This window comes from Lacibacter sp. H375, from assembly GCF_037892425.1.
Lineage (GTDB): Bacteria > Bacteroidota > Bacteroidia > Chitinophagales > Chitinophagaceae > Lacibacter.
This window is the reverse complement of sequence record NZ_JBBKTT010000001.1, coordinates 1224508-1241261: the sequence shown is the minus strand read 5'-3', so window position 1 is coordinate 1241261 and position 16754 is coordinate 1224508. Positions and strand designations below refer to the sequence as shown.

General features: G+C 39.7%; 18 protein-coding genes. 15 read left to right on the top strand and 3 right to left on the bottom strand.

Features of this window, described 5'->3' with window-relative positions:
* Nucleotides 1–252 precede the first annotated feature (252 nt).
* The 11 genes from WG954_RS05385 to WG954_RS05335 all read left to right on the top strand — a co-directional run bounded on the left by WG954_RS05385 (nt 253) and on the right by WG954_RS05335 (nt 12398).
* On the top strand, nt 253–1593 hold the full coding sequence (locus tag WG954_RS05385) for a M24 family metallopeptidase (RefSeq protein WP_340434361.1): 1341 nt from the start codon (nt 253–255) through the stop codon (nt 1591–1593).
* Nucleotides 1594–1595: 2 nt separating this feature from the next.
* Complete coding sequence (locus WG954_RS05380) at nt 1596–2510, top strand: DMT family transporter (RefSeq protein ID WP_340434360.1); 915 nt, start codon at nt 1596–1598, stop codon at nt 2508–2510.
* A 297-nt stretch (nt 2511–2807) separates the two neighbouring features.
* Nucleotides 2808–3527 (top strand): GNAT family N-acetyltransferase, encoded by a 720-nt coding sequence (locus WG954_RS05375; RefSeq protein WP_340434357.1) that lies wholly within the window; start codon nt 2808–2810, stop codon nt 3525–3527.
* Between the two features lie 79 nt (nt 3528–3606).
* Complete coding sequence (gene argG / locus WG954_RS05370; RefSeq protein WP_340434356.1) at nt 3607–4809, top strand: argininosuccinate synthase; 1203 nt, start codon at nt 3607–3609, stop codon at nt 4807–4809.
* A gap of 5 nt (nt 4810–4814) precedes the next feature.
* On the top strand, nt 4815–5792 hold the full coding sequence (gene argC / locus WG954_RS05365) for an N-acetyl-gamma-glutamyl-phosphate reductase (RefSeq protein WP_340434354.1): 978 nt from the start codon (nt 4815–4817) through the stop codon (nt 5790–5792).
* A 72-nt stretch (nt 5793–5864) separates the two neighbouring features.
* Nucleotides 5865–7007 (top strand): aspartate aminotransferase family protein, encoded by a 1143-nt coding sequence (locus WG954_RS05360; protein ID WP_340434352.1) that lies wholly within the window; start codon nt 5865–5867, stop codon nt 7005–7007.
* Between the two features lie 39 nt (nt 7008–7046).
* Nucleotides 7047–8003: a Rossmann-fold NAD(P)-binding domain-containing protein gene (locus WG954_RS05355; protein ID WP_340434350.1), complete on the top strand. Its 957-nt coding sequence runs from the start codon at nt 7047–7049 to the stop codon at nt 8001–8003.
* Nucleotides 7996–8787, top strand: coding sequence for an acetylglutamate kinase (gene argB / locus WG954_RS05350; RefSeq protein WP_340434349.1), 792 nt, complete (start codon nt 7996–7998; stop codon nt 8785–8787). Before WG954_RS05355 ends, argB begins: the two co-directional genes overlap by 8 nt.
* Nucleotides 8788–8797: 10 nt before the next feature.
* Nucleotides 8798–9871: a M20 family metallo-hydrolase gene (locus tag WG954_RS05345; RefSeq protein WP_340434347.1), complete on the top strand. Its 1074-nt coding sequence runs from the start codon at nt 8798–8800 to the stop codon at nt 9869–9871.
* Between the two features lie 18 nt (nt 9872–9889).
* Complete coding sequence (argH, locus tag WG954_RS05340) at nt 9890–11185, top strand: argininosuccinate lyase (protein WP_340434345.1); 1296 nt, start codon at nt 9890–9892, stop codon at nt 11183–11185.
* Between the two features lie 55 nt (nt 11186–11240).
* Nucleotides 11241–12398, top strand: coding sequence for a hypothetical protein (locus tag WG954_RS05335; protein WP_340434344.1), 1158 nt, complete (start codon nt 11241–11243; stop codon nt 12396–12398).
* Between the two features lie 79 nt (nt 12399–12477).
* Here WG954_RS05335 and WG954_RS05330 read toward each other — a convergent pair whose 3' ends face one another.
* The gene (locus WG954_RS05330; protein WP_324229690.1) at nt 12478–12615 is read right to left on the bottom strand and encodes a hypothetical protein; all 138 of its coding nucleotides are present in this window, start codon (nt 12613–12615) and stop codon (nt 12478–12480) included.
* 122 nt (nt 12616–12737) lie between these two features.
* Between WG954_RS05330 and WG954_RS05325 the strand changes: the two genes are divergently transcribed.
* Both WG954_RS05325 and WG954_RS05320 read left to right on the top strand, forming a co-directional pair.
* The gene (locus tag WG954_RS05325) at nt 12738–13304 is read left to right on the top strand and encodes a methyltransferase family protein (RefSeq protein WP_340434340.1); all 567 of its coding nucleotides are present in this window, start codon (nt 12738–12740) and stop codon (nt 13302–13304) included.
* A gap of 42 nt (nt 13305–13346) precedes the next feature.
* Complete coding sequence (locus WG954_RS05320) at nt 13347–13958, top strand: hypothetical protein (protein ID WP_340434338.1); 612 nt, start codon at nt 13347–13349, stop codon at nt 13956–13958.
* A gap of 34 nt (nt 13959–13992) precedes the next feature.
* On the opposite strand, the gene WG954_RS05315 is transcribed toward WG954_RS05320, so the two are convergent.
* Nucleotides 13993–14283: a hypothetical protein gene (locus tag WG954_RS05315; protein ID WP_340434337.1), complete on the bottom strand. Its 291-nt coding sequence runs from the start codon at nt 14281–14283 to the stop codon at nt 13993–13995.
* Between the two features lie 253 nt (nt 14284–14536).
* On the opposite strand from WG954_RS05315, the gene WG954_RS05310 reads away from it, so the two are divergent.
* Entirely contained in the window at nt 14537–15010 is a 474-nt protein-coding gene (locus WG954_RS05310) for a low affinity iron permease family protein (RefSeq protein ID WP_340434335.1), read from the top strand.
* A 51-nt stretch (nt 15011–15061) separates the two neighbouring features.
* Nucleotides 15062–16264: an NAD(P)/FAD-dependent oxidoreductase gene (locus WG954_RS05305; RefSeq protein ID WP_340434333.1), complete on the top strand. Its 1203-nt coding sequence runs from the start codon at nt 15062–15064 to the stop codon at nt 16262–16264.
* 5 nt (nt 16265–16269) lie between these two features.
* Here the strand turns inward: WG954_RS05305 and WG954_RS05300 are convergent, their stop codons facing one another.
* Complete coding sequence (locus tag WG954_RS05300) at nt 16270–16722, bottom strand: GNAT family N-acetyltransferase (protein ID WP_340434332.1); 453 nt, start codon at nt 16720–16722, stop codon at nt 16270–16272.
* Nucleotides 16723–16754 lie beyond the last annotated feature (32 nt).

Here is a 16754-nt window from a genome sequence, read left to right as displayed (position 1 = left end):
GGCAATCGTTAAAGGGGAAGCATCGTAAACGGCCAAGAATCAAACCACTTAAAGTGGTCGATAAAGATACAGAACTATTTTTTTATATGGCAAGCAATCGTTAACGGTCAGCTGTTTCTACAGGTGACCTTTTTCTTTTAAAAGGTTTGCTAAAATAATGTAAAAATTCATTCCACAAACTTTTTTCTACTCATTTTCTTACACAGGTAATACTTTTCGGCTTTCGTACATTCGAACACGTAAATAAAATGTATGAAAAAATATTTTTTACTCCTTCTTATACTTACGTCTGTTTGTTTTAGTCATGCGCAAGTGCTTCCCATGCGTGAGCAGGCGAAAGTCATCGATGAAATTCTTGCCGATCGTTTCAACAACCTGTTACCGGTATTAATGGAACGCAATGGTATTGATTTATGGGTGATTGTTTCAAGAGAGTACAATGAAGATCCTGTTATACGCACCATGCTTCCTTCAACCTGGATCTCTGCACGCCGCAGAACCATCATTGTATTTTATAATAATCCTGAAAAGAAAGTTTTTGAAAAACTCGCCATTGCCCGTTACAATGTAGGTGAGAACATCAAAGCTGAATGGGATTTGCAGAAATTTCCCAATCAGTGGGATGCATTGATGAACATCATCACAACAAGAAATCCAAATAAGATCGGCATCAACACCTCCACTCATTTTGGTCATGCAGATGGAATGGATGTAACAGATTACAACGAGATGATGCAAAAGTTACCTGCCGCTTTCAAATCAAAAGTGGTGAGTGCAGAAACGCTTGCTGTTAATTGGTTAGAAACAAGAACAGAACGTGAGATGCAGATCTATCCGCAACTTGTGTATGAAACAAGAAAAATTATTGAGGAAGGATTTTCTGAAAAAGTAATTACGCCTGGTGTTACAACAACTGATGATGTAGTATGGTGGTTCCGTGAAAAGATCAGAAGCATGGGCTACAGCACATGGTTTCATCCTTCCGTATCAGTTCAACGGAACGATCCGGAAAGCTTTGAACACTTGCGGAGTTTTTCCAATCGTCCAAAAGATGATGTGATTCAACCGGGCGATCTTTTACATGTTGATATTGGTATAACTTATCTGCGATTGAATACCGATGTGCAGGAACATGCTTATGTATTAAAGCCGGGAGAAACAGAAGTGCCAAAATCTATTCGTGATGCATTTGCAAAAGCAAATCGTTTACAAGATATTCTTACATCACAATTCAAGAAAGATAAAACAGGAAACCAGATCCTTGCTGATGCATTGGCACAAGCAAAGAAAGAAAATATTGCAGCAACCATCTACACACATCCGTTAGGTTTTCACGGACATGCAGCTGGTCCAACCATTGGTTTATGGGATCAACAAGGCGGAGTGCCGGGTTCAGGCGATTTCCCAATGAATTACAGAACGGCTTACAGCATTGAGTTAAACGCAGCAACAGATATTCCCGAATGGAAAAAGAGCATACGCATTATGCTGGAGCAGGATGGTTATTTTGATGAGAATGGTTTCCGTTATATCGGCGGAAGACAGAAAGAAATTTACCTGGTGCCGAGAGCAAACAAGAATGTTGGCAATTAACATTGAACATCTCTCCAACATATCGTGGCATTTTTTTCATGTTGCTGGCAGCATTGGGATTTTCCATCATGGGCGGTGCTGCTAAAGCGTTGAAAGGAAGTTTTAATGCAGGACAGTTGGTGTTCTGGCGAAACAGCATTGGATTATTATTTATAACCATCAGTTTGATCAATCGTGCACCTGAACAAACAGGTGGCAAACTTCTCCGGCTCATCTTTCGTGGACTAATGGGCACTTCAGCAGTTTACATGTTACTCTATTGTATTCTGCATTTGCCATTGGGAACGGCTATGAGTTATAATCTTACTTCTGCTTTGTTTATTGCACTCTTCTCATTTCTCTTATTTAGAGAATACGAAGGCAGATGGGTGTTACTGGCAGTGTTGCTTGGCTTTGCAGGAATGTTGCTCATCTACAAACCCAATATTCATTTTCCCTGGTATTATCATCTTGCAGGATTGTTGAGCGGCATTCTGTCGGCAATAGCTTACCTAACAGTTGGTCGACTAACGAAATATTATGATACACGAGTGATCGTACTCTCTTTTGTACTCACAGGTGTGCTTGCGCCTTTACTCTTTACATTGCTTCGTTACCTGCTGCAATTACCAGCCGATGAAGTTCTTTTCATCAACTGGCGCTGGCCTCAGCAAGCCGAATGGTTTCCTGTTATACTCATGGGCACATCAGCATTGTTTGGTCAGTACTTCGTTACCAAAGCATACGGTGCAGATAAAGCAGGCGTTGTTTCTGCCATCAGCTATGCGGGCATCATCTTCAGCATCTTTATTGGTATGATGTTAGGCGATGCTTTTCCCGACAGTGTTTCGTTATTGGGCATTGTTTGCATCATCATCAGCGGACTCATCATTTCATTTATCAAAAAGCAGAACGAAGCAAAACGCATAAGTGCTTGAGTGTCGCTCGTTTCACTAACTATCGTTCTTAAATCTTTACCAAAATTTTATGTGCATCATATAATTATATCAATTACTTTTGTTCCTCAATTTTATTAAGCAATTGACAAACGCAAATACATATCACACAATTGAAGTAAGTGCCAACAACAGCACTTCTAACTTCTATGTATTTTCCCCACGACCTCGACGCATCGTCTGATAGGACGAGCCCTTCACCACGGCCCCTGTCAGTGAACAACCTCCCGGTAATACTCTTAGGATTGGTCATCCCGGTTTTGTTAAGCATTTACAATCATGGACAATCAGGAAATTATTATACGTGTAGCCAATAGTGGCGATACTCACTATTCTGAAACAATCACCAACGAAATGGAGCAAAGTGCCAAAGCAAGAGGCACAGGTATTGCCAAGCGTAGTCCCGAATATGTGGCGAATAAAATGAGCGAAGGCAAAGCTGTAATTGCTCTCACAAAAGATGGCACATGGGTTGGTTTCTGTTACATTGAAACATGGAGCCACGGTGCGTTTGTTGCCAACAGCGGATTAATTGTTTCACCTGCGTTCAGAAAGAGCGGTGTCGCCAAACAAATCAAAGAACGCATCTTCAAATTATCAAGACAATTATATCCTGAAGCAAAGATCTTTGGTTTAACCACCGGCCTTGCTGTAATGAAAATTAATTCTGACCTCGGTTACGAACCTGTTACTTATAGTGAGTTAACGCAGGATGAAGAATTCTGGAGTGGTTGCAGGAGCTGTGTGAACTTTGATATCCTCACCAGTAAAGAGCGCAAAAACTGTATGTGCACGGCTATGCTTTACGATCCTAAAGATCATTACGAGCCTGAAGAAACAAAACAATACTTCGAAGAAAATAAAAAAGGCTTTGAACGTTTGTTGCGTTTCAAAGAATGGAAATTATTAAAACCATTCCTGCGTAAAGACAAAGATGATAAAGGAAGCGGTGGTGAAAGCAAGGCAAAAAGATTCTTACAATATTTTTTTCATTTATAAGTTGGGTGTTTCCGGCAACGGTTCATAGTTGATCTGTTGTTGTGTCACTCACTTGTACGTTCAATAATTCTATTCAGCAATGGCAAACAAAAAAATTGTACTCGGCTTTAGTGGTGGATTGGATACTACTTACTGCGCCAAATATCTCAGTGATGAAAAAGGTTACGAAATTCATTCGGTCATTGTAAACACCGGAGGTTTCAGTGAAGAAGAATTAAAAAGGATCGAAGCACATGCTTACAAGCTTGGTGTAAAATCACACACAACTGTTGATGCAGTTAAAGGTTATTACGAACGCATCATTAAGTTCCTCGTATTCGGAAACTGTTTGAAGAATAATACATACCCGTTAAGTGTAAGTGCCGAGCGTTTGAGCCAGGCCTTGCATATTGCTGAACATGCAAAGAAATTAAATGCTGATGCAGTAGCACACGGCAGCACCGGTGCAGGTAACGACCAGGTGCGTTTCGATATGATCTTCCACATCATGATTCCCGGTGTTGAGATCATCACTCCCATTCGTGATATGAAGCTTAGTCGTGAGGAGGAAATTTCTTACCTCAAGAGCAAAGGAGTAGAAATGAATTTTGAAAAAGCTGCGTATTCAATTAATAAAGGATTGTGGGGAACAAGCATTGGTGGTAAAGAAACGCTCAACAGCAAAGGCATGTTGCCGGAAGAAGCATGGCCTACACAAGTAACTAAAACCGGAAGTGAAGAAGTAAAACTTCATTTCGAAAAAGGTGAGCTGAAAGCGGTGAACGATCAGAAGTTCGATCATCCTGTTGATGCCATCAATCATTTACAATCTATTGCAGGTGCATACGGTATTGCAAGAGATATTCATGTGGGTGATACCATCATTGGTATTAAAGGTCGTGTGGGTTTTGAAGCAGCTGCTCCAATGGTGATCCTGAAAGCACATCATGCATTAGAAAAGCATGTACTTACCAAATGGCAATTGCAATGGAAAGATACACTTGCACAATTCTACGGTAACTGGATGCACGAAGGACAAATTCTTGATCCCGTGATGCGTGATATTGAGGCGTATTTCATCAGCAGTCAGCAAAACGTAACAGGCGATGTGTTTGTACAACTAATGCCTTACCGTTTCCAGGTAATTGGTATCGACAGCAAATACGATCTTATGAGCAGCAAGTTTGGTAAATATGGCGAAATGAACACCGGCTTTACAGGTGATGATGTGAGAGGCTTCTCAAAAATATTCGGCAATCAAACTTCTATCTGGACTTCTGTACAGGCAGAAAATGAAAAATAATAGTCATGCAGATCAAAGTTGGAATCATTGGCGGAGCAGGTTATACAGGTGGCGAGTTGATCCGTTTGTTGATCAATCATCCTTCCGCACAGTTATCGTTTATTCACAGCAGAAGCAATGCAGGTGAGCCTGTTTATAAAGTACACCAGGATCTCGTTGGTGAAACAGAAATCAAATTCACCGGTGAATTATCGAATGATGTAGATGTATTGTTCTTGTGTCTTGGTCATGGCGAATCAAAAAAATTCTTAGCTGAGAATACAATCGATGAAAAGATCAAAGTAATTGACTTGGCTAACGATTTTCGTTTGGCAAACAGTTCAACGATTGGTAACCGCAAGTTTGTTTACGGTTTACCTGAATTGAACAAAAAGCAAATCATAACCGCAAACAACATAGCTAACCCCGGTTGCTTTGCTACAACATTGCAACTTGGTTTATTGCCGTTAGCAAAAGCAGGTTTGCTGAAAGATGTCTACACAACCGGCATCACCGGTAGTACTGGAGCAGGACAAAGTCTTGCTGCTACTTCACACTTCAGTTGGAGAGCAAATAATATCCAGGCATATAAAACATTAACGCATCAGCATCTCGGCGAGATCGGCGAATCATTGTTGCAGTTACAACCCAACAGCGATATTGCTGTGAACTTTGTTCCATGGCGTGGTGATTTCACCAGAGGTATTTTTATCAGTTCACAATTGAAATGTGAAAAGAGCCTGGATGAGCTCAACAAACTCTATGAAGATTTTTATGCAGACGCTGCATTTACCCATATCATTAAAGAAGCTGTTTTCTTAAAGCAAGTAGTGAATACAAACAAGTGCCTTATTCAATTAGAGAAAGTTGCTGACATGCTTGTTGTTCATTCAGCAGCGGATAACTTATTAAAAGGAGCAAGCGGACAAGCGGTACAAAACATGAACCTGTTGTTTGGTCTTGACGAAACAACAGGATTGAAGTTGAAAGCAAACTATTTTTAAATAAACCAAATAGAAACAAAGAGCACCGAGTCTTTCTTCGTGTCTCTGAGCCTCTGTGGTAAAACTAACATCATGAATTTATTCGACGTTTACCCAATTAACAACATCGCCATCTCAAAAGCCAAGGGCACTTATGTATGGGATGATCAAGGCGAGCAGTATTTAGATCTTTACGGAGGTCATGCTGTGATCAGTATTGGACACACTCATCCGCATTGGGTAAAACGAATTGAAGAACAATTGAACAAAATTGCTTTCTACTCGAACTCGATTAAAATTCCATTACAGGAAGAATTAGCAGCAAAGCTTGGAAAAGTGAGCGGTAAAGAAGATTATCAACTTTTCCTTTGCAACTCAGGAGCTGAAGCAAATGAGAATGCATTAAAACTGGCAAGCTTTCACAACGGACGCAAAAAAATTATTGCGTTCAAAAAAGCATTCCACGGCAGAACATCTCTTGCTGTAAGTGCAACTGATAACAAAAATTATATCGCACCGGTAAATGAAACCGATAATGTGATCTTTCTTCCTTTGAATGATGAAGCTGCTTTAGAAGCCTGCTTTAAAAAACAAGGCGATGAAATTTCATCAGTGATCATTGAAGGTATTCAGGGCGTGGGTGGCATTAACGTAGCGGAAAATTCATTCCTCAAAATGATCCGTTCACTCTGCGATCAGTATGGTGCAGTTTATATTGCCGACAGTGTGCAGTGTGGTTATGGCAGAAGCGGTAAGTTTTTCAGTCATGATTTTGCAGGCGTAAATGCGGATATCTACAGCATGGCAAAAGGCATGGGCAATGGTTTTCCCATCGGTGGAATCATTATTGCACCGCACATCAAACCCAAACATTTCCAGTTAGGCACAACCTTCGGCGGTAATCATTTGGCTTGTGCTGCTGCATTGGCTGTGTTGGAAGTAATGGAAGAAGAGAAGTTGATGGGCAATGCAGTCATGATCGGGAAATATCTGCGTGAAGAATTGGAAAAGATCGAAGAACTTGAAAATGTTCGTGGCCGTGGTTTAATGATCGGTTTTGATGTTCCTGAAGAATATAAAGACCTAAAGAAAAATTTATTGCTCAACCAAAAGATCTTCACCGGCGAAGCAAAACCAAATGTGATCCGTTTGCTACCAAGTCTTGGTTTGAAGAAGAGAGATGCAGAAATGTTTATTGATGCCGTGAAGGAAGAGCTTGAAGCATTGAAAGGATAATTGTAAAAAAGATTTTTTACTGATTTAATATAGATAAGATTGAAACAGTTTATTTCCGTTCATGATGTAAAAGACATTAATGCTTTCGTTGAAAAAGCATTAGACTACAAAGCCAACCCGCTGAAAGATCAGGAATTGGGCAAGGGCAAACGTATAGGTCTTATTTTTTTAAATCCCAGTTTACGTACACGCTTAAGTACACAGGTTGCTGCAGAGAATCTTGGAATGAAGCCGATCGTGTTCAATGTGGGCAGTGAAGGCTGGACCTGGGAGTTTGAAGAGGAAGCCATCATGAGTGGTACAACTGTGGAGCATGTAAAAGATGCAGCGCCTATTCTCGGAAATTATTTTGATGTGCTGGCTATCCGCACATTCCCATCTTTACAAAATAAGAAAGATGATTACAGCGAACTGTTCATTAAACAGTTCATCAAATATGCAGGCGTTCCGGTGGTGAGTTTGGAAAGTTCAACATTACATCCGTTGCAATCCTTGACCGACATCATCACCATCACCGAAACATTCAAAGAAAAACGCAAACCAAAAATTGTATTGACCTGGGCTCCACATATCAAACCGTTGCCACAGTGCGTGAGTAACAGTTTTGCACAATGGATCAATGCTTGGGGTGAAGCTGATTTTGTGATCACACATCCGGAGGATTATGAACTGGATGAACAATTCACGAAAGGTGCAACCATCACACACAACCAGGATGAAGCATTGAAAGATGCCGACTTTGTGTATGTGAAAAACTGGAGTACATATACTGATTACGGCCGCATTTATTGCAACGATCCTGCATGGATGCTCACAGAAGAAAAATTGAAAACAACCAACAATGCGAAAGTAATGCATTGCTTACCCGTTCGCAGAAATGTGGAGTTAAGCGATGAAGTACTTGACAGCAGCAACAGCATTGTTACCCAACAGGCGAGCAATCGTGTATGGGCAGCTCAAACGGTTCTTGCAGAAATATTAAAAGGAAATGGATAAGCTGATTGTTATAAAAATTGGTGGCAACATTGTAGATGATGAAACAAAGCTTTCATCGTTCCTGCAAAGTTTTGCTGATGTGGAAGGAAGAAAGATCCTTATTCATGGCGGTGGTAAAGTTGCAACTAAGATCGGTGAATCATTGGGCATCGAAAGTAAATATGTTGATGGAAGACGCATTACCGATGCTGCAACCATTGATTTAGTAACGATGGTATATGCCGGTCTCATCAACAAAAAAGTAATTGCACAGCTACAAGCACTGAACTGCAATGCCATTGGAGTTACTGGTGCAGATGGTAATTTAATTCCTGCCAATAAGCGTCCAGTAAAAGAAATTGATTATGGTTTTGTAGGCGATGTAAAGTCAGATAAGATCAACGCACAAAGCTGGAGCAGTTTGTTAGATCATGGTTTTATTCCGGTGGTAGCACCTATTACACACGATGGCAATGGTCAATTGCTCAACACCAATGCAGATACGATTGCACAGGAAGTAGCAAAAGCAATGAGCAGCTTGTATGAAGTAAGTCTTATCTACTCGTTTGAAAAAGCAGGTGTGTTGCTCGATGCAAATGATGATACAACAGTTATCAGCAACATCGATCCATCATCATATGAACAATTAAAAGCAGAAGGAAAAATATTTGCGGGCATGATCCCGAAACTCGATAACGCATTTGCTGCGTTAAACAGTGGCGTAAAAAAAGTAGTAATAGGTAAAGCTGAGCATTTGAAAGATCTGATCAACGGAGAAAGCGGAACATCCATTACAAACAGTTAAACAAATTATTATGGCAAACCAGGACATCAGCCAACTTCACACAGAGGCGCTTGAATTGTTAAAGCAGCTGATCGCCACTCCGTCTTTTTCAAAAGAAGAAAACGAAACTGCAGAAATACTCATTCAGTTTTTTGCACAAAAAGGAATTGAACATTTCCGTGTTGGCAACAATGTATATGCAAAGAATAAGTTTTACGATGCATCAAAACCATCGGTGTTACTGAATTCGCATCATGATACGGTGAAGCCAAATGCGAAATACACAAAAGATCCATTTGAACCCATTGTAGAAGATGGAAAGTTATATGGTCTTGGCAGTAATGATGCCGGCGGTTGTTTGGTGAGCTTGATCGCTACATTTCTTTATTACTACGAAAAAGAAAATCTTTCGCACAATGTGGTGTTTGCAGCAAGTGCTGAAGAAGAGATCAGCGGTGTGAATGGTATTGAACTGGTCTTGCCTTATCTCGGCAATATCAACTTTGGAATTGTCGGCGAGCCAACCAAAATGGACATGGCTGTTGCTGAGCGTGGATTGATGGTGATCGATTGCATTGCACAAGGCAAGGCAGGTCATGCTGCACGCAAAGAAGGGGTGAATGCATTATATATTGCAGTTGATGATATTAACTGGATCCGCAATTACAAGTTCGATAAAGTAAGTCCGTTGTTAGGTGAATCGATGTTAACTGTAACAGTGATCGGTACAGAAAACCAACAACACAATGTGGTACCACCGCAATGCAAATTTGTGATTGATGTGCGGGTGAATGAGCTTTATACGTTCGATGAAATCTTAGGTGAATTGAAACAAAACCTCAAAAGCCAGTTCAAGCCACGTACAACAAGAATGAAATCGACTTCTATTCCTATGGATCATCCGTTGGTGAAAGCAGGGATTGAATTGGGTCGTGGTTATTATGGTTCACCAACCACCAGCGATAAAGCATTGATGCCTTTCCCTGCTTTGAAAATGGGTCCTGGTGACAGTGCACGAAGTCATACCGCTGATGAGTATATTTATATTGATGAGATTAAGGGTGGAATTGAATTATACATTCAGTTACTAGATAAGATTCTTTAAAAGCCGAAAGCATTTGTTATGAAACTCTGGAGCAAAGAAAACAGCAGCACATCAGCATTGGTAGAACAATTCACGGTTGGTCGTGATAAAGAATTTGATTTGTTGTTAGCGAAGTACGATGTACAAGGCTCCATTGCCCATGTAACTATGTTGGGCGAAGTGGGTTTGATGAGCAATGAAGAAGCAGAGACGGCAGTAAATGGTTTAAAAGAAATTGCTGCAACAATTGAGCTCGGCTCTTTCATCATTGAAGAAGGTATTGAAGATGTTCACTCACAAGTTGAATATCTACTCACACAAAAAATTGGCGATGTTGGAAAGAAAATTCATAGTGGCCGCAGCCGTAATGATCAGGTTGCAGTGGATATTAAATTATATCTGCGTGCAGAGATCGGCAATATTAAAGACGAAGTAAAAAACCTGTTTGATCTGTTGATCAAAACTGGCGATCAGCATAAGAATACATTATTGCCCGGGTATACTCATTTGCAAATTGCCATGCCATCATCCGTTGGTTTATGGTTAGGTGCGTACGCAGAAAGTTTGGTTGATGATCTTGAATTATTAGCAGCAGCTTACCAGGTTGCTAATAAAAATCCATTAGGCAGCGGTGCTGGTTATGGTTCTTCCTTTCCGCTCAACAGAAAACGTACAACAGAATTATTACAGTTCGGCACACTTAACTGGAACAGCGTGTATGCACAAATGAGTCGTGGTAAAACAGAAAAGGTAACCGGCATCGGTATGAGTTCTGTTGCTGCAACACTCAGCAAACTGGCGATGGATTGTTGTCTGTACATGAATCAGAATTTCGGATTCATTTCATTTCCCGATGAGTTGACAACAGGCAGCAGCATTATGCCGCACAAGAAAAATCCAGACGTATTTGAACTCATCCGTGCAAAATGCAACCGCATTCAATCGATCCCAAACGAATTGACGTTGCTTATCAATAATCTTCCTTCCGGTTATCACCGTGATATGCAGTTAACAAAAGAAATTTTATTTCCTGCTATCGAAGAACTGAAAGCCTGCTTGCAGTTAATGCAACTCATGCTCAGCAATATGAAGGTGAAAGAAAATATTCTCACCGATGAGAAGTATAAATATCTCTTTAGCGTAGAAGCAGTGAACGAACTGGTGAACAAAGGTGTTCCCTTCCGTGAAGCTTACCAGCAGGTGGGTAACGCTATCAACAAAGGAGAATTTGAATACGATCTGCAACAATTACATCACACACACGAAGGAAGTATTGGTAATCTTTGCAGCGAAGAAATTGCAGCCGAGATGAATAAAGTACTGGCGAAATTCTAAATGATTATACTGAACCGCAACATATGAGTGTTGCGGTTTTTTATTAAAACCTGTTATGAAAAAACTCATCTTATCCATTATTCTTTTTACTTCTGTATGCTTTTGCACTTATTCCCAGGATAAAGGAGCTGCCACGGTAAGCGTTGAACGGATACCTGATACAGACAGTATCTGGATTACGCTTCAACAAACCGCATTTGTAAAAGCAGGAACACTGATGGTGGTGGCAAAAGCCATGAACGCAGGAGTAGTTGATACTTTGTATTATCCTGTAATTGACACGCTCAATAGTTTTCTTTTAACCGTACCAGAAAATTTTCAGAACAATAAAGTATCAATCTCCACTTTTTATTACCCAGGACTAAGGCAGGTTACGGGTACACTCAACAATAGTAAAATCTCTTCATCACTTTTAATGTTTGTATTTGGAAAAGATATATCGAACTACAATAAAGTAATAGAAGTAAATGAAGATAAACGGTTCGTTTTGCCGAAATTGGTCTTTGAAAATAAAGCCACTGTGTTTTTTAATTTCCTCGGCACAAAGCGAAAACAAAAACCCGACATTGTTATTGAAGTATTTCCGAAAGCAAAAGACTACGATTCAGTTACAACCAACACTTTCGATTTTTCTGCAAACCTGTTTACATCTGCCGAATATGATTCGCTGAAGTTGATCAATAAACTTCCACCCAATGCAGTAAGAGTTGAAGGGAAAGGAAAAGAATTGCAGCAAATTGTTGTTACTGGTACACGTAAGACCAAGCTGGAGAAGTATAAGGAACAATACACGTCGGGTCTGTTCGATAATATCATGGAAAGGGAATATGATTTCCTTGATAATGATGATATTCTTACCTACACCAATTGTCTCATGTTTTTACAAACAAGATCTCCGGGGCTTACAATGAGTTTGGACCCATCAACTGGTCAGCAGGCATTGTATTGGCGTAAAGAAAAGATCAAAGCCTACTTTATTGATGAAATGGAAGTTGATATTGACCAGATGTTGATGCTGGATGTATCAACTATTGCTTACATGAAATTATTGCCATCGGTATTAGTTGGTACAATGAATCCCGGAAACGGAGGGGCGGTTGTAGTATATACGAGAAAAGGCGATTTTGTAAGACAGGGTTCTTTTCAAAACAACTATATCTTTTCTGTTAAAGGTTATACTCCTTCAGAATACATTCTGTTTTCAGCGAAATAAAATATTGATTGAAACAGGTGCATAAAAAAAGCCATACACTCGCAGCTGTATTGGCTTTCATGGGTAAAGTTCATTCATATTATTCAGCTACATAACTTTTCCAACGTTTAAATTGCTTTGTCTGTGGTGATTCAAAAGATTCAACCAGCAAATGAACAATCTGTTTGATTGACTGAAGAACAGAAGAGCTTTTACGTACGGTAGGGTTCTTTTTCATAACGATTGGATTTAAGGCTATAAAAGTATAAACGCTTTCTTTGGTTTGCAAGAGTAGAAACAATGTTTTTTCACTTGTTATTTTTACGGGTTTCTGTGTAATAATCCTACTACATTCGTAATATGATCTTATTGCTTTCATTATGGACGTTGTATTTCATTCTGCATAGCGCATTGGCCGCAGAGCCTGTAAAGCATTGGTTTCAAAGAGTTTCCGGCATTTCAAGACAGGGCTATAGAATTGCTTATAACCTCTTTAATCTCTTCGGTTTGCTGGGCTTGTTATGGGTTCATATTCGATTTATATGTCCGCCGTTTTATGAAAGCACAACAGTTCTTATTGTTGCGGGAGCGGTTTTGTCGCTCACGGGTCTTACAATTATGATTCAATCAGCAAGAGAATACGAGCTTTCATCTTTTCTTGGATTAAGCAAAGAGACACACATGCCTTTACAGATAAAAGGGCTGCATAAATACATGCGTCATCCATTGTATAGCGGCACACTATTGTTCTTTACAGGTATTTGTATTGCTTTTCCTTTTTATAAAAACTGGTATTTGTTATTGTTGATGATCGTTTATCTTTTTATTGGTATGTGGCTTGAAGAAAGAAAATTGATTGCTGTTTTTGGTGATCAATACAAAGACTACATGAAAAGAGTAAAAAGACTGATACCCGGTATAGTATGATAGAAAGATTTGTTTTACTATATTGCAATCAAATCTCTATCCATGACCAAAAAACTACTGCTATCATCAGCAATTATTCTGATTGCATTCTTTTCATCTGCACAAACGAAGAACACACTCACCACCATCCGGCCCCAGTTAGAAAAAGTAATTAACGATTATCCCAATCAATTTGCATTGATCAAAGGCACACAGAACCAGGGTGACCCGAGCGTTATTGAGTATAGTTCGAAAGTGGAAATGAAAGGCGCTGTTGAAACAAAAATTCTTGGTTACCCTGCCAATAAAAAGATCAATTGGCTTTGGGAAGCAAAACTTCTGGTAACTGAAGAAACAAAAGAAATGCAAAAACAATACAAAGCTTATTACAATGATATCTTAGGTAAATCGCTTTTCAGTAAAGGAGCAAACAACAGTATCACGCCAAGCGGCACTTACAGTACGCCAACAGAAGAATTGCGTTTGTGGAGTAATCAGTTTCATATAAATGATGTAACAGGTGAATTCAGCAAACTGGTGATCGACCTTGTAGCAGAGTACCAGAATTTTGAATGGACCATTTACTTGCGTGTATATGATAAAGAGAAAGATGAAGATATGCGTCCTACAAAAGATACAAACGACCCATGGCGGTATGGAACGAATAAAAACTAAAATAAAAACGTCGCACTCAATGTGCGACGTTTTTTTATCTGGCAGGTTGAATTGCAACGCTGGTTTTCTTTCGTCCGAAATAATTCCATGCCCACATAAGCGTAAAGCTGGGTACAAAATCGGTCCATGGTAAAAGCTCTTCCACAAAATTAAAGGCCGAACCAAAAGCACCTTTCCAGCCACCAAATGTGCGGAAGAAAATAAGAGCAGAGATTGGCGCCCAGATCAAATCACCAAACTCACCAAGAAAAGGAAATGCATAGGTAGCATAACCCACTGCATCCATTACCAGGCAGAAGAAGAGAGAGGTTTGTTGTTTGTTCATGTTTGAGTTGTTGTTTAAAACACTCAATCAGAGTGCAAATGAGATACCAACGTTGCATTTTGGACAGAATGACGCTTGTTAATTTTTCAACTCTTATACTTGTCGTTTCCTCAACCATAAAACTAAATCATGGGAATGATTGGTACAACATTTGAATAAATCATTCAATCACAGCAATAAATAACTTAACGGAGGCCTTTTTAATTAATTAGATCAAAATCAGCGGGCAGAATTCCCCAACAAACTCTCTTATATGAAAAAGACAACGTCCCAAAAACCGACCGGATTTGAAAAAATGTCGATTGCCGTAACAAAGGCCTCCGGCAGCACTGCCGCTTTTATCATTGCTTTCTTTGTGATTATTGCCTGGTTGATAAGTGGACCGATTTTTAAGTTTTCTGATACCTGGCAACTGGTTATTAATACAGGAACAACCATTGTTACATTTTTGATGGTGTTTCTTATTCAACGTAGTCAAAACAAAGATTCTATTGCCTTGCATTTAAAGCTGAATGAATTGATTGTTTCGCAGGAATTTGCCAGTAACCGCCTGATAGCGGTAGAAGAAATCAGCGAAGACGATCTGAAAGTGCTCCAGGCGTTTTACAAACATTTAGCAGAGAAAGCAAAGAGTGAACTATCTGTACAGGAGTCACATTCAATCAACGAAGCAAATGCCCATCACGAAAGAAAGTCTACAGCACAAAAGGGAATTATACAGAAGTAGGAAATGGGGCGAGAATTCTACAGACAAGTAAAAAGAACTGCGTAATAAATCATGAATCTTACAACTGGCTATCCATACAGTCTTATCAATAGCGGATTGCCGGCACACTATCCAAAACTTGAACGATCAATTAAAACAGATGTAGTGATAATTGGTGGCGGAATTTCCGGCGCATTAAGCGCCTATCATTTAATAAATGCGGGAATACAATGTGTGCTGGTAGATGCCAGAACGGTTGGCTTAGGCAGCACTTGTGCAAGCACTTCACTTCTTCAATACGAATTAGATAAACCGTTGTGTGAACTTGCAAAACAAATCGGCTATGCAAAAGCAGCTCGTGCCTACATGATGTGTGCTGAGGCAATCGATGGTTTAGAAGCAATCTCTGAAAAACTCGACTTCAAATTATTTCAAAAACAACAAAGCTTATTTTTTGCAGCATACAAGAAAGATAAAAGTCTGATTGAAGAGGAGTTTTCAATTCGTAAAAAAGCAGGATTTCGTGTACAGCTGTTAAACGAAGCGCACATACAGAAACAATTCGGATTCAACTCTGCGGCAGCTATTCTTTCTTCACAGGCCGCCGCCACCGACGCTTATTTGTTTACACATGCATTACTTGCTGCCGCAATAAAAAAAGGACTTACCGTATTCGACCGAACAAGCATTTCAAAAATTGAATACAAAAAATCAGGGGCCGTCTTAACGACTGAGAGAGGACACTTGATCAATGCAAAGAGAATTGTGAATGCAGCAGGTTATGAGATAACCGAATTCATTGACAAAAAAATTGTAACACTTCACTCGACCTATGCAATTGCCTCAGAACATATTCAATCAACAATCCCCGTTTGGAAGGGTAAGACCATGCTTTGGAATACTGCAGATCCTTACCTGTATATGCGTTTAACGAAAGATAACCGAATCATAGTTGGGGGAAGAGACGAGGATTTTTACAGCCCGGCTAAGCGTGACCGGCTTATTAAAAAGAAGTCGGCACTTTTAAAAAAGGATTTTCTGAAACTGTTTCCCGCAATAGACTTTGTTCCTGAGTTTAGCTGGACAGGTACATTTGGTTCAACATGGGATGCATTGCCGTATATTGGCACTTACAGTAAAACACCCCACACTTATTATGCTTTAGGGTTTGGAGGTAACGGTATTACGTTTAGTTTAATAGCAGCGCAAATAATTACGGATATGATCAAAGGAAGAAAAAATAAAGATGCTGCGTTGTATGCATTCAATCGGTAAAAAATTCAACTGATATCTTTTTGCATACATAAACTAATCTCCACTCCGACGTATTGTCCATAATTGGGAATGAGTTTATATCCTTCACGTTCATAGACCCTAATGGCTTCAGGTTGTTTTATGGCTGTTTCAAGAATACAGCTTTTAAAACCTTCTTCTTTTGCCCATTGTTCCAATGCAGCCAAGATTTGACCTGCAATTCCTTTTCCCCGATGTTGCTGTTTTACAAACATTCGCTTGATCTCGGCCACTCCCAGCTCATATTCTTTAAATGCTCCACAACCAATGGGCTGATTGTTTTCATAAGCAACAATTACATGATGGATATGATCGAGCTTATTGAATTGCGAAAAGAACGATTGCTGGTCGCCGTAGCGATCCTGCAGATCGGCATCAAGCAATACAACCAGCGAACGGAAATCGCTGCTGTCGGAATTTGTTTTGATGAGACTTAACATGCTAATAATTTATTACTACAAGATAAAAATCT

What these genes read in the sequence shown, in the direction of transcription:
- WG954_RS05320 (WP_340434338.1), top strand. Translation starts at nt 13,347, where the DNA reads ATGACCAAAAAACTACTGCTATCATCAGCAATTATTCTGATTGCATTC.
- WG954_RS05300 (WP_340434332.1), bottom strand. Translation starts at nt 16,722, where the DNA reads ATGTTAAGTCTCATCAAAACAAATTCCGACAGCAGCGATTTCCGTTCG.
- argB (WP_340434349.1), top strand. Translation starts at nt 7,996, where the DNA reads ATGGATAAGCTGATTGTTATAAAAATTGGTGGCAACATTGTAGATGAT.
- WG954_RS05345 (WP_340434347.1), top strand. Translation starts at nt 8,798, where the DNA reads ATGGCAAACCAGGACATCAGCCAACTTCACACAGAGGCGCTTGAATTG.
- WG954_RS05305 (WP_340434333.1), top strand. Translation starts at nt 15,062, where the DNA reads ATGAATCTTACAACTGGCTATCCATACAGTCTTATCAATAGCGGATTG.
- argG (WP_340434356.1), top strand. Translation starts at nt 3,607, where the DNA reads ATGGCAAACAAAAAAATTGTACTCGGCTTTAGTGGTGGATTGGATACT.
- argH (WP_340434345.1), top strand. Translation starts at nt 9,890, where the DNA reads ATGAAACTCTGGAGCAAAGAAAACAGCAGCACATCAGCATTGGTAGAA.
- WG954_RS05335 (WP_340434344.1), top strand. Translation starts at nt 11,241, where the DNA reads ATGAAAAAACTCATCTTATCCATTATTCTTTTTACTTCTGTATGCTTT.
- WG954_RS05385 (WP_340434361.1), top strand. Translation starts at nt 253, where the DNA reads ATGAAAAAATATTTTTTACTCCTTCTTATACTTACGTCTGTTTGTTTT.
- WG954_RS05360 (WP_340434352.1), top strand. Translation starts at nt 5,865, where the DNA reads ATGAATTTATTCGACGTTTACCCAATTAACAACATCGCCATCTCAAAA.
- WG954_RS05310 (WP_340434335.1), top strand. Translation starts at nt 14,537, where the DNA reads ATGAAAAAGACAACGTCCCAAAAACCGACCGGATTTGAAAAAATGTCG.
- WG954_RS05375 (WP_340434357.1), top strand. Translation starts at nt 2,808, where the DNA reads ATGGACAATCAGGAAATTATTATACGTGTAGCCAATAGTGGCGATACT.
- WG954_RS05325 (WP_340434340.1), top strand. Translation starts at nt 12,738, where the DNA reads ATGATCTTATTGCTTTCATTATGGACGTTGTATTTCATTCTGCATAGC.
- WG954_RS05315 (WP_340434337.1), bottom strand. Translation starts at nt 14,283, where the DNA reads ATGAACAAACAACAAACCTCTCTCTTCTTCTGCCTGGTAATGGATGCA.
- argC (WP_340434354.1), top strand. Translation starts at nt 4,815, where the DNA reads ATGCAGATCAAAGTTGGAATCATTGGCGGAGCAGGTTATACAGGTGGC.
- WG954_RS05330 (WP_324229690.1), bottom strand. Translation starts at nt 12,615, where the DNA reads ATGAAAAAGAACCCTACCGTACGTAAAAGCTCTTCTGTTCTTCAGTCA.